Source organism: Micromonospora polyrhachis (genome assembly GCF_014203835.1).
Lineage (GTDB): Bacteria > Actinomycetota > Actinomycetes > Mycobacteriales > Micromonosporaceae > Micromonospora_H > Micromonospora_H polyrhachis.
Map to the genome: position 1 here is coordinate 5,666,438 of NZ_JACHJW010000001.1, position 18,419 is coordinate 5,684,856.

The following is an 18,419-nucleotide window of genomic DNA, read 5'->3' on the forward strand; positions in this document are numbered from 1 at the left end:
GTCCGATCATCGGACAGGCTGTTTCCTATGCGGAGGCAGAGCAAAGGGCCGCCCGCCGGTCCACCAGAGCAGGAACACAGGTGGCTACGCCGCGCCCCAGCGGTCGATGTCCGGGAGATGGTCGGCCACGGCGTAGCGGCCCAGCGGTGTCGGGTGCGGAGCTGTCGACCAGATGGTCCGTGGTTGAATCCGAGCGACGGCGTCGGCCCGCGAGGCGAGCAACCCGTCGGCCCGGGCCCTGGCGAAGGTCGACTCCGCCGTAGTCGTGGTGCTCGTCGAGGGAATCAGCGACCAGATCGCACTAGGAAGCAGCCGCAGAAGGCCTCGGGGCCGCTCACCGCCGTCTGACCCGAGCAGGGTCAGGCCCTCGGCAGTCGGACGGAGACCGGACACAGGGGCGACTGCCGAATGGTCAGGATGATGCTGTGTCCGAGGTCAGGTAGCGCTGCACGGTGGGGGCGAGCCAGGCGACCGCCTCCTCCTGGCGCAGTGACACGACCGGAGGTAGCCGCAGCACGTATCGACAGAGGGCGAAGCCGAGCATCTGGGTCGCCAGGAGGCCGGCGCGGGTGCCGGCCTCGCCCGGGTCGGCGACGATGCTGGCCACGGTCGGACCGAGCTGCGTACCGAAGATCTCCCGCATCCGTTGCGCGGCGCTCTCGTTGGTGGCACCCGCCCGCAGCAGGGCCTGAAGGGTCTCGTCGCCTTCCCAGACCTTGAGGAAGTGCCCGACGAGCGTGGTCGCGATCTGCTCGCGGGGCACCTGGCTGAGGTCGGGCAGGTGCAGGTCGAAGTCGGCGGCGGTGGCGAAGAGCTTCTCCTTGCTGCCGTAGTAGCGCATCACCATCGACGGGTCGATGCTCGCGTCCGCGGCGATGGCCCGGATGGTGGCGCGTTCGTAGCCATCGGTGGCGAAGCGTTCCCGGGCGGCGGCGAGGATCGCCGCGCGGGTGCTGTCGGATCGACGGCTGTTGTCGGAGCGGCTGGTGCGGTCCGATCGGCTGGTGCGGTCCGATCGACGGGGGGCAGCGGACATGCCCCGACCTTAGGTCAACAACCGTTTGCCAACAATCGTTGACACTCCAATCCAGTGAGTCCTATCGTTGCCAACAGGTGTTGGCAAATGCTGCTCCCCAATGGAGGTCGACATGGCTGCCAATCCTGCCCCACCAACCGTCGCGATCGTCGGAGCCGGTCCGACCGGCCTACTGCTCGCCGGTGACCTCGCCGCCGCCGGCATCGACGTCACCGTCCTGGAACGCCGTACACACGAGTCCAACCTGAGCCGGGCCTTCGTCGTACACGCCCGCACCATGGAACTGCTCGACGCCCGGGGACTGGCCGAGGAACTCGTCGCCACCGGCACCCCGCTTGCCCGCCTCCGCCTCTTCGGTGGCATCCAGATCGACATGTCCCGACTGCCGAGCCGCTTCCCGTTCGTACTGGTCACCCCGCAGTACAACGTGGAGCGGATCCTGGAAAACCGGGCGGTGACGGCCGGAGCGCGGATCATCAAGGGAGCCGAGCTACGCACCCTGCGGCAGGACACCGACCGGGTCGAACTCGACATACACACCGACGGCGAGACCACCACCACCACCATCACCACCAGGGCCGACTACGTCGTGGGAACCGACGGCGTACACAGCACCGTCCGTGACGCGGTCGGCCTGCCGTTCCCCGGCACGTCGGTACTACGGTCGATCATGCTCGCCGACGTCCGGCTGACCGATGCCCCACGAGACGTAGTGATGGCCAACGGCGTCGGCGATTACTTCGCCTTCATCGCCCCCTTCGGAGACGGTTGGCACCGCATCTTCGCCTGGAACCGACACCGCCAACTTCCCGACAGCGCACCTGTCGACATCGAAGAGATACGCGAAGTCGCCCGCCGGGCGTTCGGCACCGACTTCGGGCTCCAGGAAGCACGCTGGGTGTCCCGGTTCCACAGTGACGAGCGGCAGGTGCCGCGCTACCGGGTGGACAGGGTTTTCCTGGCCGGCGACGCCGCACACGTCCACTCGCCCGCCGGTGGGCAGGGCATGAACACCGGTCTTCAAGACGCCGCCAACCTGAGCTGGAAACTCGCCGCCGTGATTCAGGGCTGGGCACCCGACGGCCTGCTCGACACGTACCAGACCGAGCGACACCCGGTCGGCAAGACCGTACTGCGCAGCAGCGGGGCGCTCATCCGGGCCGCGCTGGTCCGACCCCGGGCCGGGCGCATGTTCCGCAACGTGCTCGGTGCGCTGCTGCTGCGTCTGCCCCCGATCGTCCGGGCCATGGCCGGCACCATTTCCGGCATCGGGATCGACTATCCGGGGGCGCCCCGGGCCGGGGACGTCGAGTTGCGTGACGGGCAGCGCCTCTACACCGTGCTACGCGAGGGCCGATACGTCCTGCTCGCCCCGCCCCCGGTCAGCCTCACGACCAGCGGCTGGTCCGACCGACTACGGCTGGCCACCCCCGTGAATCGGGGAGTGCCCCCCACCCTGGTACGCCCCGACGGCCACGTCGCCTGGCGTGGCCCCGAGTCCGACCTGTCCGCCGCTTTGGCCCGCCACCTCGGCACCCGGTTGCCGGTCTGAGCTATGCCCGGTGTCCCAACCGAGTCGAACGTCGGATGGGACACCGGGACAGCCACCGGATCAGCGGGGCAGGAACCGGTGTGCCTCCTGGATCCTCGCCCAGGACTTCGGTTGGGGCGGCGTGGCCACCCGAGCCTGGGCCGTGGCATCACCGGCCAGCTCCGGACGGCCGGCAGTGAACAGCCAGGTCGTGAAGACCGCCGAGAGGTCCCGGCCGGAGATCTGCTCGGCCAGAGCCTGGAACTGCTCGTTCGTGCCGTTGCCGTACTGCCGCTGCGCCGTCCAGGCTCGCAGGATCCGGAAGAACGCGTCGTCCCCGACCGCCAGGCGGATCTGGTGGACAGCCAACGCGCCCCGGTCGTAAACCGCGCTGTGGAAGATCCGGTTCGGGCCGGGGTCACCCGGCAGGACCTGCCAGAACGGGTCATCAGCCGGGTAGTACGCGTAGGTGAAGTCGAACAGCTCCTGCGCGGTGCCCTCGCCCTGCGCCTCCGACCACAACCACTCCGCGTACGAGGCGAAGCCCTCGTTGAGCCAGATGTTGCGCCAGTCAGCCACCGACACCGAGTCGCCGAACCACTGGTGGGCGATTTCGTGCGTCACCACATAGGTGTTCGCGCCGCGCCGCCAGAAGCTCGGCCCGTACACCGGTCGGGTCTGCGTCTCCAGCGCGAAGCCGATCCCGTCCAGCGGACCGGCCACCCCGCCCTGCGCCTCGAACGGGTACGGCCCGAACAGCCCGCTGGCCCAGTCGACCACCTCGGCGGTCCGCTCGATGCTGGCCCGAGCCGCCCCGGCCAGGTCACCCAGACCCACGTGGTACGCGTTGACCACCGGCTGCCCGTTGGGGGCGGTGTCGGTGACGATGTCGTACTGCCCGATCGTCAGGAAGGACAGGTAGGTGGCGGTCGGCTTGGTGGTCCGCCAGATCCAGCGGGTCCAGCCCAGCAACTCGCCGATCGGCGGCCGGGGCTGCACCCCGTTGCTGATCACCTCTACGCCGTCCGGCACCGAGACCGACACGTCGAAGGTGGCCTTGTCCAACGGGTGGTCGTTGCTCGGATACCACCACCAGGCCGACTCCGGCTCGTTGACGGCCATCGCGCCGTCGGCCGTACGCCGCCAGCCGGTGTAGCCGTCGACCAGCACCTGGGACGGTACGCCGGCGTACTGCACCACCACGGTCAACAGTTGCCCGGACCGGATCGTCCGGGCCGGGGTGACCACCAGCTCGTGCGCGTCGGAGCGGCTGTGCGTGGCGCTCCAGCCGTTGACCCGCACCGACGACACGTCCAGTACGAAGTCCAGGTTGAACCGGGACAGGTCCTGGGTGGCCCGGGCCAGGATCGTGGTGGTGCCGGTGAGCCGGTCGGTGCCCGGCTGGTAGCGCAGCCGGATGTCGTAGTGCTCGACGTCGTAGCCGCCGTTGCCGTAGTCGGGGTAGTAGCTGTCGCCGATGCCGGGGCTGCCCGGCGTCGGGGCAGCCTGCGCCGGGGTGCCGGCCAGGGTGGTGCCGGTGACGGTCATGGCCAGGGCGGCGACCGCCGCCACGATCCTTCGTCGCACGGGAGAGCTCCCTCCGTCGGGTACGCACAACCCCACCAACCTAATCGACAACTGTGAACATCTGAATCAGGAGTTGTAATGTGGCGATCATGAATGTCGAAGTGTCACTGCGGCCGGTTCGCGAGGACGACCTGACGTTCCTCAACGACCTCAGCAACGATCCCGCCGCGAGTGGTACGTACCAGTGGAACGGCTGGCACGATCCGCACGTGTACCGCAGGCGGTGGGCCGAGAACGGCCTGCTGGCCGACGACCGGGGGCTGCTGATCGTCAGTGCCGGCGCGGACCGGGTCGGCCTGGTCTCCTGGCGCAAGATACTGACCCCAGGAGAGAGCTACTGCTGGAACATCGGGGCGCTGCTCGCACCCGAGACGAGGGGCAGAGGTTACGGCACCCGTGCCCAGCGGCTACTCGCCGAGTACCTACTCGCCCACACCCGGGTCAACCGGGTCGAGGCCAGTACGGAGATCGGGAACGTGGCGGAGCAGCGGGCACTGGAGAAGGCCGGGTTCACCCGCGAAGGTGTCCTCCGTGGCTTCGGCTTCCGTGATGGTGCTTGGCGCGATGGTGTGCTCTACAGCCTGCTCCGGGCAGATCTGTCCGAGACTCCGTCTGATGAGAGGTAGCGAGCCTGCTGGACTAGGGATTGAAAACGTTGATGCCCAAACAAGATCTTGTCAGTGCGCTCAACAGCGAATTGGGTCACTCCCCGCCGCTGATCTTTACGGCGGGGAGTAGTTCGGCCGACGCTACGGTAGCCGTCCTGTCCCATGGGGACCGGTTCGTAAACGTGCTTGCGAACGATGGCTCCTACCTGCTGTCGTTCAACTGGAACGGGCGGCAACAGGCGCACGGACGGGCGCCCGATATCTCCTTAGCGGCCGACTCCGCGCGGCGATGGGTCGAGGGCTTCGACCTGGAGAGCCTCGCCGCTGCCCATCCTTTCGTTAAGTTCTCGGGCCTTCAGCTCTCCTAGGAGCGAGGAACCGCCGTCGAGTTCCAATGGGCCGCGTTGCTCAGCGAGGTAGAAGAAGAGAGGCAAGATTTTCGTGACCTCGTGATTCTGGCCTCGCGTGACGACCTTCTGAGAAAGCTTTTTCCCCACCTTGACCACCGTTTTGCGCTTTCCGTCAACGAACACAGCGAGGGTATTCTCGTTGCTGTGTTCGTTGACGGCCCCGGATGGTTCGTTATCTACCGTGACGACGGCAGCTTCGAATTAGAAGGGGATGCGCCCCAGGTGGTCGACTATCTGGTCAAGCGACTTCGCAATCCGATCTCCCAGTGATGCATGAACGCGACGGTCTGACCTCTGGGCCTGGCTGGCGTGAGATGTTGGTTCAAGATTAGTGGCTAGGTTAAATAGTTGAGGAGTGTGTTCGTCCGTAGTGGCTCTCGTTGCCGTCGTGACTGCTGTCACTGACCCAAAGGCTTGAGTTTGGTCGATTATCCTTGTGATTTGGATCGGGGACGCGGTGCTCCGTTGGAAATCCCTCATGATGCGAACCTATTTGGGCAGTCGACGACCCATCGCTGTTCGATCTCTCGGAGCCGTGGTTTGCTGGTCCAGATATGCGCTGGGGGACAAATTGAATAGCTGGTTCGGGTAACCCGTATGGAGCGGGTGCACGTTGGATATTGCGCGCCCAACTAGGACTGGCGCGCTGTTCCGAACTTCGGTTAGTGTTCCTCTGACTACACAGGATGCCGGCACGGTGGGGGTGCGGTGAGCGGGCTGAAGGCCACCTTCAATCGTGCGGTCACGGCCCATCGGGATGCCCAGGCGCACCTGGCCGCCGCGCGGCTCGCCCTAGACGAAGCCGCGATGCGCCAGCCAGGGCAAGACTCCGCCCGGATCACCGCCGACACTGTCCACCGGTTACGTGCCCTCGGCGAAGTGCTCGCCACCGGCTGGCTCGGTGGCGACAGCGCCGCCTTTGGCCACGGCGCGGCCCAGCCTCCGCCGTTCGGCACCGAGGACCTACGCGGGCGGGTGGCCGTACGCCTCGGCGTGGCCGGCACGGTCCACGGAATGTTCCCGGCGCTGGTGTCGCTGGCCGGCGGGGCGCACCTGGCGCTGGACGCTGACGCCCGGAATCCCCGGGTCGCGGCGCTGCTGCGTGGCCTGATCGTCCGGCTGCTGGCCGCTGCCCGTCCCGGTCGACTCCGGGTACTCGCCGCCGACACGGCCGCACTCGGTGGGACCTTCGTGCCGCTTCGGCCGCTGATCGCGGCGGGCGTGCTGGCCGAGCCGGTCACCTCGGAAGAGGACGTCAGCGGCCTGCTGGACATCGCGGAGGAGCACGCCCGGGTGGAGCAGCACGACGCCCGCGACATCGACGAGTTACTGCTGCTGGTGCTGGCGTCGACACCGCAGGGCCGCGACCTGACCCGGCTGGCCGCGCTCACCCACGCCGGTGCGCCGGCCGGCGTCTGCGTGATCGTCGCCGGCTACCCGCCACCGTCCCCGGCGAGCGCCACGCCACCCCTGCTCGGCAACACCAGCCAGATTCGCATGATCGGCGAGTACGCGCAGCTTGGCGACCCGCCGGGGGAGTCGTACAGCGCCGATGGCAGTGGGCTGGCTGCCCTGGTCCGCCTCGATGGCGACCCACCGCCCGCCCTGATCGCCCGGCTCGCCGCCGAGCTGGGCGACACTGTCCGTCGGGCCAGCGCACTGGGCTTCGCCGACCTGCTACCCGAACAGCCCTGGACCGAGTCCTCCGTGGACGGCCTCCGCACGATGATCGGCCGCGACGGTCGTACCCCGATCGAGCTGGCCTTCGACGACGTTACCCCACACTGGCTGGTCGGCGGTCGGACCGGCTCCGGCAAGACGGTCTTCCTGCTCGACGTCCTCTACGGGCTGGCGGCCCGCTACTCGCCGGACGAACTGGCGCTCTACCTGCTCGACTTCAAGGAGGGTGTCAGCTTCGCCGAGTTCGTGCCGACCGGCCGGGACCCGTCATGGATCCCGCACGCCCGCTCGGTCGGTATCGAGTCCGACCGGGAGTACGGCGTCGCGGTGCTGCGCGAGCTGCGCCGGGAGCTGAACCGGCGGGCCGCCGCGCTCAAGCGGCACGGCGTGACGAAGCTGGCCGACCTGCGCCGGGACAGCGACACTCCCACGCCCCGGGTGGTCGCCGTCATCGACGAGTTCCACGTCCTGTTCGCCGGCAACGATGCGGTTGCCCGCGAGGCGGTGACCCTGCTGGAGGAGTTGGCCCGCAAGGGCCGGTCGTACGGCATCCACCTTGTGCTCGCCAGCCAGAGTATGTCCGGCATCGAGGCGCTCTACGGCAAGAAGGACTCCATCTTCGGGCAGTTCCCGCTGCGCGTGGCGCTGCCCGGCGGCTCCAGCATCCTCGATCCACTCAACGACGCCGCCGGCGGCCTGCCACTCGGCTCGGCCTTGATCAACCCGTCGGCCGGTCTGCCCCGCGCCAACACCGTCGTCCGGTTCCCCAACGCGCACGCCGACGGCGCGCAGGTCGCCGCGCTGCGGCACGAGCTGTGGCAGCGTCGCGTGCCGGGCGCGCGTCCGCCGGCCGTCTTCAAGGGGTACGAGTCGACGCACGTCGAAGACGATCCGACGTACCGGGGGTTGGTGCCCGGTGGACGACGGCCGTTGGCCCTGGTGGGCCGGGTCGTCGACGTGGACCTGTCCAGCGCGTACTTCCCGCTCGACGCCACCCCCGGTCGGCACCTGGCGATCGTCGGCACCGCACCCACCGGTGCCGACGTGCTGCACGCCGCGACCCTCAGCGTGTCCCGGCAACACGAGCCGGGCAGCGTCCGGTTCCTGCTCGCCCCGCTGGTCGCCACCGCCGACACGGTCGCCGACGAGACCTCGGCGGCACTGGCGGCCGCCGGTCACCAGGTGACCCAGCTCGACGCGGCAGCGCTGCGCCAACAGGTGGGGGAGTACGCCAAACCGCCCGCCGAGCCTTGGGCCGGCCGTACCTACCTGGTGGTCTTCGGGGTGGATGCCGCCGGGGCGGCGCTGGGACTCAGCGACGTGAATACCTTCAAGTCCGGCCTGGACGATCTGCGGGTCATGCTGCGCCAGGGACCGGGGTACGGCGTACACCTGTTGGGTTGGTGGCGTGGCCTGCGCCGGCTCGCCGACGACCTCGGCGGGGCGTACAACCGGGACGACATCGCCTGCCTGGTGGCGCTCAACGTCCCCGGCTCCGAGCTGGGTATGTACCTCGGCGTGCCCGACCTGGCGTACACGCCCCGGGCCAACCGGGCGCTGCTGGTCGACCGGCACGACCAGCGGACTCGGCTGATCGTGCCGTATGTCCGCCCCGGACACGAGCTGGACGAGGGGTACTGACGTGGCGAGCTTCGACGAGTACGCGGCGCTGGCCCGGCAACTGCACGAACTGCGGCGCGCCGAGGAGCGGACCGCGGCGGCGACCAGCCAGCGACACGACGTGCTGGTGGCCGGCGCGGATCAGCTCGGCCAGCGGCTGGCGGCGCAGCGCCAGCGGCTGCACCAGATCGCCCAGGCGATCGGTGAGCCACCGCCCGCACTGGAGGTCGACCTGCGGCCGGTGGCGGGACCCGGACCCACCGGCTGGTCGGGTGTCCCGGGCCAGGCCATGCCACCGGGGCAGCCACCACCGTCACCCGGCGGGCCGTACCCCGTCCTGCCCGCCCCCGAACCGCACCCGGCCCTGCCCGGCCCCGGCGCACATCCGGCTCTGCCGGTTGCCCCGACCCGGCTGGCGTTGCCCGCCGACCCGGCCCAGCACCCTGGACGGCAGCCAGCTTCGCCTACCCAGCTTCCTGGACAGCGGCCAGCCCCGCCGGCCTCCGCACCGGCCGGTGCGGCACCATCGGCCGGACCGGTGCCCGCCCCCCGGCCCGCGCCGGTCGACCCGGCACAGGCTCTCGAACTGGCCCGCCGGGCGGCCGACGCCGCCGACCAATCCGCGATGCGGGCCGAGACGATGGCCCAGCAGCCGCCGCTGCTGCCCGGCTGGTCGCCGATCGCCCGCGCACTCGTCATCTACGGCGGCTTCGCGTTGCTCGCCGTGGCGATGGGCGTGCTGCTCTTCCATCAGCTCGACACCCGGGCGGAGAAGGAGGACTTCGGGCGCTGGTTCTCGGCCATCGCCTGGGCCGGCGGCGGGCTGCCCACGCTGGCGTTCTTCGCCGGCTACCTGGTGCTCAACGTCTGGGGCAAGCCACGCATGGCGGTGGGCAAGCAGCCCTCCGCTCATCTGCGGATCGGCTTCCTGATCTGCTTCGTCGTCGTACCGCTCGCCGCCTGCGTCCTCGGGGCGTTCCCGGTGCTCGCCGAGGGACCCGGCGGCTGATAGCCGCCAGCACCGATCGAAAACCGCTGGCCGGACAGCCACCGGCCGATAATGATGCCCGGATGTCAGAAGACCTTAGCCCAGTGATCCGCCTCGAACCGGTGACCGCCGACAACTGGCGGCAGTGCGCCGCGCTTCGCGTACGCCCCGAGCAGAGCGACTTCGCCATGCCGGTGACCTACTACCTCTGCCTGTGTGCGTACGGGACGACCTGGCAGCCACTCGCCATCACCCGGGACGACAAGGTGGTCGGCTTCGTCATGTGGGGCGTCGACGACGACCGGAGCCGGTGGATCGGCGGATTCGTCGTCGACGCCGACGCCCAGCGTGGTGGTGTCGGTCGGGCCGCCCTACGGCAGCTGCTCGACCGTTTCGCCGCCGAGCCGGACTGCCCCAACGTGGCGCTCAGCTATCCGCCGGAGAACACCGCCGCCCGTGCGCTCTACGCGTCGCTCGGCTTCGTGGAGACCGGCGAGACCGAGGATGACGGCGCCGAACTGGTGGCCCGCTGGACCCCCGCCCGCTGACCGGCCCCCGCTGACCGGCCCCGTTGACCGGCCCCGTTGACCGGCCCTCCCGTTGACCTGACCCTCCACCCGACCTGACCCCGTTGGTCATGAAGTTATCGCCACCGCTAGCCGCGTGTCGCTGCGATAACTTCATGATCAACGCCCTCGGGGAGAGTGGGTCAGTGGGTCAGCGGATCAGCGAGCGGGAGGTCGGTCGTAGGCGGAGGATTTGCGGGGGACGGGCCTGCATCGCGGTGAGTTGCGGCGAGAGGCCACCCCGTACGGCCGGTTGATCCCGTACAGCGGCGAGGTGCTGCCGGTAGGCGGCGTCGTCAGGGTAGGACGTGACGAGCACCGCCACGTTCTCACCCGTACGGACCGGCAGCCGGGGGAACGTGTTCGCAGCCGGTTCGGTGACGAGCATGGCCAGTGGTGCCGGTCCGACCCCGGCCAGGGTGGGAACCAGTTCGTCCCGGATCAGGGCGATACCCTCCTCCGGTTCCGCCGGGAGGAACCACGTCGCCACCACGACGAGCCGCTCCGGATCAGGCGTACCGACCGGTGACCGGTCCGCTGGTGAGACCGTCAGGTCTCCGCCACCCACCGGTTCGGGACGTAACAGAAGGACGTCCGAGGAGTCGACCATGGTCGAGTTGGCCTGCTCCCGGTGCGCTACCCAGACCGGACCGCCGTAGAAGGCGGTGAGCCCCTGCTGCCGCGTCGTCATGTCCGGAAAGCCGCGCAGCCAGACGAACCGGTCACGGGCGTCGAGGTCCCGGAACTGCCCGAGTACGGCCATGCCGACGTCTTCCTGCGACTCCACAAAGGCCCGGTCGAACAGTTCGATGAGTTCGTCCCGTCGCCCCGGATGCAACGTGTACTGCCGGAGTTCGAGCACGTTCAGTCCCGTGGCCGTGTCGGGATCGACTGCGGCGAGCCGTGACGCGATCATGCGGCCACCCCAGCCTCTCCGGTGCGGGTCAGAGCCATGGTCCAGTTGGTCTCCCAACTGTGGCCGCCGTCGGTCGAGAACGCCTGCTCCCAGTGGGCTGACGTCCGGGTGATTCCCGACCAGGTGAAGCGGCAGCGGATCGGTATCCCCTCGTGGGTGTCGTCGCCGTAGAACTCGCCGGCCCCATCCGCGTCGAAGCGGCCGACCACGGGTGGGGTCAGCCGGCCGGTACGGCTGTTCACCCAGTTCAGTGACCATTCCCGCAGTTCCGGGTCGAACAGCCGCAGGGTCAGGCCGGTGAAGCCCTTGGTGTGGAACGTGATCTCGTCCAGGTTGGCGGCGCCGCCGAACAGCGGGGCGTGGCACACGGCGGTGGCTGGGAATTCGTCCCATTCGGTGCTTCCGGTCAGCGGCCGTACGAGGCGACGGTTGGTTACCTCCCAACTACCGACCAGAAAGTCGAAGTCGCCGACGCCGGGCTGACGAATGGGTGGGCTGGTCATTTGTGTCGTCCTCACGTACCTGGGTCTGGTGCCGGCCCGAGCGGGCCGGTGCCGGAAAGCTAGCCAGGCTTCCCTGACAGGGTGTGTCAGCAGATCGCGGCACACTTGCCGGCATGCGCGCGAGCAGACTGCTGTCCATCCTGTTGTTGCTCCAGACCCGGGGCCGGTTGACCGCCCAGCAGTTGGCCGACGAGTTGGAGGTCTCGGTCCGTACCGTCTATCGCGACGTCGAGTCGCTCGCCGTCGCCGGCGTCCCGATCTACGGCGAGGCGGGTCACGACGGTGGTTACCGGCTGGTCGACGGCTACCGGACCCGACTGACCGGCCTGACCACCGACGAGGCCGAGACGCTGTTCCTCGCCGGGCTGCCCGGCCCGGCTGCCGACCTGGGGCTGGGCACCGTGTTGGCCGCCGCCCAGCTCAAGCTGATGGCCGCCCTCCCGGACGAGTTGCGGGATCGGGCCGGCGCGCTACAGCAGCGCTTCCATCTCGACACCTCCGGCTGGTATTCGGCGGCGGACGTGACCCCGCACCTGACTGCCGTGGTGGACGCGGTGTGGAACCAGCGGCGGATCCGGGTGCGTTACCACCGCTGGACGGCGCCGCAGGACGTGACCCGCACCCTGGAGCCGTACGGCGTGGTGTTCAAGGCCGGTCGGTGGTATCTGGTGGCGGGGACCACGGGAGCGATCCGTACCTATCGGGTGTCCCAGATCGGCCGGATCTGGTCACTGGACACCGGGTTCGAGCGGCCGGACGGATTCGACCTTACCGCCCACTGGCGTTCCTACCTGGACGACTTCGACGCCCGACGGCATCGCGACGAGGCAGTCGTACGGTTGTCGGCAGACCTGCTTCCGCATCTGCCCGATCTGGTCGAGCCTGCGGTGGCGCTGGCCGCTCGGGAGAGCGCTGGGAAAGTCGATCCCGTCGGGCGGGTCCGGGTCGTGATCCCGATTGAATCGGTCGAGCACGCCACCGGCATGCTGCTGCGCCTCGGTGCCGCCGCCGAGGTGTTGGCTCCCGTCGAGTTGCGGGATCGAATCGCGCAGACCGCCGCCGAGATGGCCACGATCTACGCGGGCCCGCCCGAAGATCCGGCCGAGCCCGCGTATCCGGTTGGCGTTGCCTATCCGACGGGCGGTGTGGACCCCACGGAAGGTCTGGACCCCACGGAAGGTCTGGACCCCACGGAAGGCGCGCGCCCGAGGGGAGGTGCGCGCCCGACGGGCGATTAGGAGAATTTTACCGAGCTGGCCCGGTTGTTCCAGCCCGTGCCGATGGTGCCGAGGTTCGACGCGCCGTCGATCCACACCGAGGATGCGCCCTTGAAGTCGACGCCGTCATAGAACTTGACGTCGCACCGGTTGTAGGTGCGGACCGAGCTGACCCGGTTGTTCCAGCCGATGTCACCGAGGTCGTCCCACTGCCACTCGGAGTCGTATCCCGAAGTGCACCGGCGGGACTGGACCCAGGTGTGGGTCGCGCCGGTGTAGCCGGTGCCGTTGTAGAAGATCGCGATGGTCAACGCGGTCGGGGTGACGTCACTGAGCCGCCGGGCCTGCTGTTGGTCGGCTGCGCAGGTGACCTTCCGGCTGTCGAGGTTGACAACGCAGTGCTGCATCGATGGGTCGGCACCTGCGGCGGCGCCTGCCGGGGTGGCGGCCAGGACGGTCGCGCCAACCATGCAGGACATTGCGGCGAGAGTGGCGAAGGCGGTCCGGGTAGCCATCTTCTCTCCTCCTTACTGGGTGATGTCATGACTCGAGCGAAAGTGCCAATTTGGGCCATTAGCCCTGAACGTCACCGTAGTTACCGCTTTTGTGAAACCCATGTGGTCAGTCGCATTTCTGTCAGTTGCACCACGCGCGCACCCGGTGATCGTCGATCGGATGTGGAGTCGTGGCGCAGGCCCACCGGGAGGGCCACCGGCACCACCTCGAGCAGGTCGCTCAGCACGGCGACAGTCATAGGCTCCGGATTGGGCGGGATCCCGCACCAGGCACCGAGCTTGTGCTCGATCTTCATCACCCGCTCCGGCAACTCGGCCAGACAGGTGTCGAACCGGCGCTGGACGTGCACGCGGGGATACGTGACGGTGACGACGATCCACGGCTCCGCGTCCTCGTACGTCGGTCCGCCAACCCGCCTCACGGCCGTTGTGCGCCGGGTTCGGCGCGACAGGCAAGGCCCCGCGCATGCCGTTCCGCCGAGGAGTAGGATCTCCGGCGCTGCGGTCGACGAAGCCCGCCCCCGAACGCCTTCGGTGTGACGACACCACGTGACCTGTGGAAGCCACCCGGCGGCCAGCCACGCGTAGCGCGTGACGCTGAGAAGAACTGATCCAAAATTCCGACAGGGTCGGCTGGTGGGTCGATCCGGGAGAGAGACTAGCCTGATGGGCGTGACACGCCGCGCGAAGATTGTCTGCACCCTAGGCCCCGCCACCTCGTCGCCGGAGCGGATCCGGGGACTGGTGGAGGCCGGCATGGACGTGGCCCGGCTCAACTTCAGCCACGGTAGCCACGCCGATCACGAGCAGGTCTACCAGCTGGTACGGCAGGCCGCCGAGCGGGCCGGGCGAGCGGTTGCCACCCTCGCCGATCTCCAGGGACCCAAGATCCGCCTGGGCCGGTTCGCCGACGGGCCGCACGAGTGGCGTACCGGCGACTCCGTCGTGATCACCGGTGACGACATCCTCGGCAGCAAGGACCGGGTTTCCTGCACCTACCGCAAGCTGCCGCAGGAGGTCCAGGCCGGCGACCGGCTCCTGATCGACGACGGCCGGGTGGCCATCGAGGTGACCGCGGTCGACGGCAACGACATCCGCTGCCTGGTGACCGAGGGTGGTCCGGTCTCCAACAACAAGGGCGTCTCGCTGCCCAACATCGCGGTCAGCGTGCCCGCGCTCTCCGAGAAGGACGCCGAGGACCTGCGGTTCGCCCTCGGCCTCGGGGTGGACCTGGTGGCGCTGTCGTTCGTCCGGTCGCCCGAGGACATCAAGCTCGTGCAGGCCATCATGCAGGAGGTCGGCGTACACCGACCGGTACTGGCCAAGGTCGAGAAGCCGGAGGCAGTGACCCACCTGGAGGCGATCGTCGCCGCCTTCGACGGGGTCATGGTCGCGCGGGGCGACCTCGGCGTCGAGCTGCCGCTGGAGCAGGTCCCGCTCGTGCAGAAGCGCGCCGTGCAGCTGTGCCGGGAGAACGCCAAGCCGGTCATCGTCGCCACCCAGATGCTCGACTCGATGATCGAGAGTTCCCGACCGACCCGGGCCGAGGCCTCCGACGTCGCCAACGCGGTGCTGGACGGCGCCGACGGGGTGATGCTCTCCGGCGAGACCAGCGTGGGGCGCTATCCGATCCTCACCGTCGACACCATGGCCAAGATCGTGAAGACCACCGAGTCGGGCTCGATCGGCGTACCCCGGTTGCAGCACGACCCCCGTACGCACGGTGGCGCGCTCACCATCGCCGCCTCCCAGATCGCCCGCGCGATCGGGGCCAAGGCGATGGTGGCCTTCTCCCAGACCGGGGACACCGTACGGCGGCTCTCCCGGCTGCACTGCGACCTGCCGCTGCTGGCCTTCACCCCGGTTCCCGAGGTACGCAGCCAACTCGCGCTCTCCTGGGGGGTGGAGACCTTCCTCATGCCCTTCGTGCAACACACCGACGACATGTTCCGCCAGGTCGACCAGGCCCTGCTCGGCCTCGACTGGGCCAACCCGGGCGACTACGTGGTGATCGTGGCCGGTAGCCCGCCCGGCACGCCTGGCTCCACCAACACCCTGCGGGTGCACCAGCTCGGCTCGTTGAACGGTTCCACCGCGACCCAGGTGGTCCAGTGACCGAGGAAGGTGTCCTCGTCGGTCAGGCGGCGGTCGACGAACTCCTGCACGTGCTGGACCTGGACCGGACCGGTGAGATGTCCTTCCGGGGGATGAGCCCGTCGGTCGGCCCGCAACGGGTGTTCGGGGGGCAGGTCGCCGGGCAGGCCCTGGTGGCCGCCGGTCGTACCGTCGACCCGGAGCGGCTGGTGCACTCGCTGCACGGCTACTTCGTCCGTCCCGGCGACCCGACCGAGCCGATCGTCTACGACGTGGAGAACATCCGCGACGGGCGCTCCTTCTCGGTCCGCCGGGCGGTCGCCCGGCAACACGACAAGCCGATCTTCTTCATGTCGGCCTCGTTCCAGGTGGTGGAGGAGGGGCTGGACCATCACGCGCCGGCCCCGCTCGACGTACCCGGCCCGGACGAGGTGCCCACCATGGTCGACCGGTTGGGACGCTATCCCGAGCGGCTCGGCATCTGGTCGATCATTCCCCGCCCGATCGACGTGCGGTACGTCGGCGAGCCGGGCTGGGTACGCCCCGGTGACCGCCCGGCCGAGCCGAAACAGCGGGTGTGGATGCGCATCGACGGCAAGCTGCCCGACGATCCGCTGCTGCACGCCTGCGCGCTGACGTACGCCTCGGACCTGACCCTGCTGGACTCGGTGCTGTCGGTGCACGGCGAGGTGTGGGGCCCGGGCGGGGTGGTCGGCGCGAGCCTGGACCACGCCCTGTGGTTCCACCGTCCGTTCCGGGCCGACGAATGGTTCCTCTACGACTGCTGGAGCCCGTCCGCGTCCGGCTCCCGGGGGCTGGCCACCGGTCGGATGCTCACCACCGACGGACGGCACATCGCCAGCGCCGTACAGGAGGGGCTGCTGCGCCGAGTAGGGGGCTGAGCACGTCGGTTAGTCTCTCCGGCATGCGCCTTTCCGCCCGGGTCGACTACGCGTTGCGTGCCATTGTCGAGCTTGCCGTAGTGGCCGGACGGACCACCGACGACACCGATCCGGGCCGCCGGCCGAGCCCGGTGACCGCCGAGCAGATCGCCCGAGCCCAGGACATACCACCGAAGTTCCTGGAGAGCATCCTGCTGCAACTGCGCCGGGGCGGCGTGGTGCACGCGCAGCGCGGGCCGGAGGGCGGCTACTGGCTGACCCGTCCGGCGTCCGAGATCCCGCTCGCCGAGGTGATCCGGGTGGTGGACGGGCCGCTGTCGCACGTACGCGGTCAGCGCCCCGAGGACCTTGGCTACCAGGGCGCGGCCCGCGCCCTGCAGGAGGTCTGGATCGCGCTGCGGGCCAGCGAGCGGGAGATCCTGGAACTGGTCACCATCGCCGACGTGGCCAGCGGCCAACTTCCCGCGCGGGTACGCGAATTGGCGGCCAACCCCGCAGCCTGGACCTGACCGCCCGACCGGGCGGTCGGGAACTGGCTACCGTTCCGGCCGGCCGGAACGGACCACCCTCAGCTTGACTGGCCCTCAAGGTTGACCACCCTCAGCTTGACTGGCCCTCAAAGTTGATCGCTGTCAGCTTGATCGGCAACGTCGGCCAGCTCGGAGACCAGTCGCCAGGCGTCGAACACGTCCTCCTTCCTGGTCAGCGGTGACCCGACGGCCAGCCGCAGGGTGTAACGGCCGGCTACCCGGGTGTGCGTCAGGTAGATCCGACCGGTGGCGTTCAGCCTGGCCAGCAACGCGGCACTCGACTCGTCCCCGGCCCGGAGCCGGAAACAGACCAGCGAGAACGGGTGCGGGGCGACCAGTTCGAAGCGCTCGTCGGCGCGTACCTGGTCGGCGAACCAGGCGGCCAACTCCACTCCCGAGCGGATGTGCGCCCGCAGCCCTTCGACGCCGTACGAGCGCAGCACGAACCACAGCTTCAGCGCCCGGAACCGGCGACCGAGGGGCACCTGCCAGTCCCGGTAGTCGAGCACCGCGCCCGACTCGGTCGCCGCGTTGCGTAGATATTCGGGCAGAACGCTCAGCGTCTCGACCAACTCCGCCCGGTCCGCCACCCAGAACGCGTCACAGTCGAAGCCGGTGAGCAGCCACTTGTGCGGATCGAAGCAGTACGAGTCCGCGTACTCCAGGCCGGTGTGGGTGTGGCGGAGTTCCGGGCAGACCGCCGCCGCACCCGCGTACGCGGCGTCCACGTGCAGCCAGATGCCGTACTCCCGGCAGATCTGGCTGATCGCGGGCAGCGGGTCGATCGCGGTGGTGGAGGTGGTCCCGATCGTGGCCACCACCAGCGCCGGTACGACCCCGGCGGCCTGGTCGGCCGTGATCGCCGTCCGCAGGGCCACCGGATCCAGGGCCAACAACTCGTCCACCTCCACGGCCCGGACCCCCTCGTCGCCCAGGCCGGCGATCCGGGCCGCCTTCTCGATCGAGGAGTGCCCCTGGGTGGAGGTGTAGACCCGGTAGCGCCGGGTCACGCCCTGCGCCCGCCAGTCACCTCCGCCGGCGCGGTGCAGCGCGGCGAGGGTCGCGACCAGGGTGGCCGAGGAGGCGGAGTCCTGGATCACGCCGCCGCCGGGGCCGGTGGAGCGGAACCGGGCCGGCAGGTCGAGCAGTTGGGCCAGCCAGTCCAGCATCACCGTCTCGACCTCGGTGCAGGCCGGTCCGGTCGCCCACAGCATGCCCTGGACCCCGAGCCCTGCGCTGACCAGGTCACCGAGCACACTCGGACCGGAGGTGTTCGCCGGGAAGTAGCCGAAGAAGCCGGGATGCTGCCAATGGGTGAGCCCCGGCGTGACCACGGTGTCGAGGTCCGCCAGGATCTGCTCGAAGTTCTCGCCCTGCTCTGGCGGGGCGGCCGGTAGCCGGGCGGCGATCGCGCCGGGTGGTTCCTGTGCGGTGACCGGCCGGTCCCGTAGGCCGGACCAGTAGTCCGCGATCCAGTCCACGACCGCGTGCCCCTGCCGGCGGAACTCCTCGGCGTCCATGTGCGTTGCCATGGGCCAAGCCGATCAAGGATTCCGCCGCCGGGCAAGCACTTCCGCCCGCTCCGGCGGTGTGGCTAACGGAGGGGAGTGCGGCTATCTCGCCTCGAAGCAACCTGGGCCGAGTCAATGCGGTACGGAAGCCGGTCGGCGCGCCGGTTGGTGGACCCGGCGCTGTAACCGACCGGTCCTGATGGGC

At 69.3% G+C, this 18,419-nt stretch carries 19 protein-coding genes; 11 read left to right on the forward strand and 8 right to left on the reverse strand.

The window, feature by feature from the left end:
- Positions 1-84 precede the first annotated feature (84 nt).
- Both FHR38_RS25125 and FHR38_RS25130 read right to left on the reverse strand, forming a co-directional pair.
- The gene (locus FHR38_RS25125) at positions 85-393 is read right to left on the reverse strand and encodes a hypothetical protein (RefSeq protein ID WP_184536970.1); all 309 of its coding nucleotides are present in this window, start codon (positions 391-393) and stop codon (positions 85-87) included.
- Positions 394-412: 19 nt separating this feature from the next.
- A complete protein-coding gene (locus tag FHR38_RS25130) occupies positions 413-1,036 on the reverse strand; it encodes a TetR/AcrR family transcriptional regulator (protein ID WP_184536971.1) in 624 nt (207 codons plus the stop codon).
- Between the two features lie 112 nt (positions 1,037-1,148).
- Between FHR38_RS25130 and FHR38_RS25135 the strand changes: the two genes are divergently transcribed.
- Positions 1,149-2,588: an FAD-dependent monooxygenase gene (locus FHR38_RS25135; protein ID WP_184536972.1), complete on the forward strand. Its 1,440-nt coding sequence runs from the start codon at positions 1,149-1,151 to the stop codon at positions 2,586-2,588.
- Positions 2,589-2,648: 60 nt separating this feature from the next.
- Here FHR38_RS25135 and FHR38_RS25140 read toward each other — a convergent pair whose 3' ends face one another.
- Positions 2,649-4,154 carry a M1 family metallopeptidase gene (locus FHR38_RS25140; protein WP_312882399.1) on the reverse strand — a complete coding sequence of 502 codons (1,506 nt, stop codon included), beginning with the start codon at positions 4,152-4,154 and terminating at the stop codon, positions 2,649-2,651.
- 89 nt (positions 4,155-4,243) lie between these two features.
- On the opposite strand from FHR38_RS25140, the gene FHR38_RS25145 reads away from it, so the two are divergent.
- The 6 genes from FHR38_RS25145 to FHR38_RS25170 all read left to right on the forward strand — a co-directional run bounded on the left by FHR38_RS25145 (position 4,244) and on the right by FHR38_RS25170 (position 10,008).
- Positions 4,244-4,780: a GNAT family N-acetyltransferase gene (locus FHR38_RS25145; RefSeq protein ID WP_184536973.1), complete on the forward strand. Its 537-nt coding sequence runs from the start codon at positions 4,244-4,246 to the stop codon at positions 4,778-4,780.
- A gap of 32 nt (positions 4,781-4,812) precedes the next feature.
- On the forward strand, positions 4,813-5,130 hold the full coding sequence (locus FHR38_RS25150; protein WP_184536974.1) for a hypothetical protein: 318 nt from the start codon (positions 4,813-4,815) through the stop codon (positions 5,128-5,130).
- A 36-nt stretch (positions 5,131-5,166) separates the two neighbouring features.
- Positions 5,167-5,442, forward strand: a complete 276-nt coding sequence (locus FHR38_RS25155; RefSeq protein WP_184536975.1) for a hypothetical protein — start codon at positions 5,167-5,169, stop codon at positions 5,440-5,442.
- Between the two features lie 438 nt (positions 5,443-5,880).
- A complete protein-coding gene (locus FHR38_RS25160) occupies positions 5,881-8,493 on the forward strand; it encodes an FtsK/SpoIIIE domain-containing protein (protein WP_184536976.1) in 2,613 nt (870 codons plus the stop codon).
- Position 8,494: 1 nt separating this feature from the next.
- Positions 8,495-9,481: a hypothetical protein gene (locus tag FHR38_RS25165; protein ID WP_184536977.1), complete on the forward strand. Its 987-nt coding sequence runs from the start codon at positions 8,495-8,497 to the stop codon at positions 9,479-9,481.
- A 62-nt stretch (positions 9,482-9,543) separates the two neighbouring features.
- Positions 9,544-10,008, forward strand: a complete 465-nt coding sequence (locus FHR38_RS25170) for a GNAT family N-acetyltransferase (protein WP_184536978.1) — start codon at positions 9,544-9,546, stop codon at positions 10,006-10,008.
- Between the two features lie 169 nt (positions 10,009-10,177).
- On the opposite strand, the gene FHR38_RS25175 is transcribed toward FHR38_RS25170, so the two are convergent.
- The gene (locus FHR38_RS25175) at positions 10,178-10,942 is read right to left on the reverse strand and encodes an NIPSNAP family protein (protein WP_184536979.1); all 765 of its coding nucleotides are present in this window, start codon (positions 10,940-10,942) and stop codon (positions 10,178-10,180) included.
- On the reverse strand, positions 10,939-11,445 hold the full coding sequence (locus tag FHR38_RS25180; protein ID WP_184536980.1) for a hypothetical protein: 507 nt from the start codon (positions 11,443-11,445) through the stop codon (positions 10,939-10,941). The genes FHR38_RS25175 and FHR38_RS25180 overlap by 4 nt, the downstream gene beginning before the upstream one ends.
- 113 nt (positions 11,446-11,558) lie before the next feature.
- Between FHR38_RS25180 and FHR38_RS25185 the strand changes: the two genes are divergently transcribed.
- The gene (locus FHR38_RS25185; protein WP_184536981.1) at positions 11,559-12,683 is read left to right on the forward strand and encodes a helix-turn-helix transcriptional regulator; all 1,125 of its coding nucleotides are present in this window, start codon (positions 11,559-11,561) and stop codon (positions 12,681-12,683) included.
- Here the strand turns inward: FHR38_RS25185 and FHR38_RS25190 are convergent.
- Together FHR38_RS25190 and FHR38_RS25195 are read right to left on the reverse strand one after the other, a co-directional pair.
- Positions 12,680-13,177 (reverse strand): beta/gamma crystallin domain-containing protein, encoded by a 498-nt coding sequence (locus FHR38_RS25190; protein ID WP_184536982.1) that lies wholly within the window; start codon positions 13,175-13,177, stop codon positions 12,680-12,682. The genes FHR38_RS25185 and FHR38_RS25190 overlap by 4 nt on opposite strands.
- A gap of 80 nt (positions 13,178-13,257) precedes the next feature.
- Positions 13,258-13,527, reverse strand: coding sequence for a hypothetical protein (locus FHR38_RS25195; RefSeq protein ID WP_184536983.1), 270 nt, complete (start codon positions 13,525-13,527; stop codon positions 13,258-13,260).
- A 316-nt stretch (positions 13,528-13,843) separates the two neighbouring features.
- Between FHR38_RS25195 and pyk the strand changes: the two genes are divergently transcribed.
- Genes pyk through FHR38_RS25210 form a run of 3 tightly spaced genes read left to right on the forward strand, consistent with a single transcriptional unit; the run spans position 13,844 to position 16,682 of the window.
- Positions 13,844-15,292 carry a pyruvate kinase gene (gene pyk / locus FHR38_RS25200; RefSeq protein ID WP_184536984.1) on the forward strand — a complete coding sequence of 483 codons (1,449 nt, stop codon included), beginning with the start codon at positions 13,844-13,846 and terminating at the stop codon, positions 15,290-15,292.
- Positions 15,289-16,173 carry an acyl-CoA thioesterase gene (locus FHR38_RS25205; protein WP_184536985.1) on the forward strand — a complete coding sequence of 295 codons (885 nt, stop codon included), beginning with the start codon at positions 15,289-15,291 and terminating at the stop codon, positions 16,171-16,173. Before pyk ends, FHR38_RS25205 begins: the two co-directional genes overlap by 4 nt.
- Before the next feature lie 23 nt (positions 16,174-16,196).
- The gene (locus tag FHR38_RS25210) at positions 16,197-16,682 is read left to right on the forward strand and encodes an RrF2 family transcriptional regulator (RefSeq protein ID WP_184536986.1); all 486 of its coding nucleotides are present in this window, start codon (positions 16,197-16,199) and stop codon (positions 16,680-16,682) included.
- A 107-nt stretch (positions 16,683-16,789) separates the two neighbouring features.
- Here FHR38_RS25210 and FHR38_RS25215 read toward each other — a convergent pair whose 3' ends face one another.
- Positions 16,790-18,235: a pyridoxal-dependent decarboxylase gene (locus FHR38_RS25215; protein ID WP_246446745.1), complete on the reverse strand. Its 1,446-nt coding sequence runs from the start codon at positions 18,233-18,235 to the stop codon at positions 16,790-16,792.
- Positions 18,236-18,419: the final 184 nt, after the last annotated feature.

Excerpts from the sequence above, each read along its gene's own strand:
- FHR38_RS25180 (WP_184536980.1), bottom strand. The coding sequence starts at position 11,445 with ATGACCAGCCCACCCATTCGTCAGCCCGGCGTCGGCGACTTCGACTTT.
- FHR38_RS25210 (WP_184536986.1), top strand. The coding sequence starts at position 16,197 with ATGCGCCTTTCCGCCCGGGTCGACTACGCGTTGCGTGCCATTGTCGAG.
- FHR38_RS25135 (WP_184536972.1), top strand. The coding sequence starts at position 1,149 with ATGGCTGCCAATCCTGCCCCACCAACCGTCGCGATCGTCGGAGCCGGT.
- pyk (WP_184536984.1), top strand. The coding sequence starts at position 13,844 with ATGGGCGTGACACGCCGCGCGAAGATTGTCTGCACCCTAGGCCCCGCC.
- FHR38_RS25130 (WP_184536971.1), bottom strand. The coding sequence starts at position 1,036 with ATGTCCGCTGCCCCCCGTCGATCGGACCGCACCAGCCGATCGGACCGC.
- FHR38_RS25175 (WP_184536979.1), bottom strand. The coding sequence starts at position 10,942 with ATGATCGCGTCACGGCTCGCCGCAGTCGATCCCGACACGGCCACGGGA.
- FHR38_RS25150 (WP_184536974.1), top strand. The coding sequence starts at position 4,813 with ATGCCCAAACAAGATCTTGTCAGTGCGCTCAACAGCGAATTGGGTCAC.
- FHR38_RS25190 (WP_184536982.1), bottom strand. The coding sequence starts at position 13,177 with ATGGCTACCCGGACCGCCTTCGCCACTCTCGCCGCAATGTCCTGCATG.
- FHR38_RS25215 (WP_246446745.1), bottom strand. The coding sequence starts at position 18,235 with ATGGCAACGCACATGGACGCCGAGGAGTTCCGCCGGCAGGGGCACGCG.
- FHR38_RS25170 (WP_184536978.1), top strand. The coding sequence starts at position 9,544 with ATGTCAGAAGACCTTAGCCCAGTGATCCGCCTCGAACCGGTGACCGCC.
- FHR38_RS25145 (WP_184536973.1), top strand. The coding sequence starts at position 4,244 with ATGAATGTCGAAGTGTCACTGCGGCCGGTTCGCGAGGACGACCTGACG.
- FHR38_RS25185 (WP_184536981.1), top strand. The coding sequence starts at position 11,559 with ATGCGCGCGAGCAGACTGCTGTCCATCCTGTTGTTGCTCCAGACCCGG.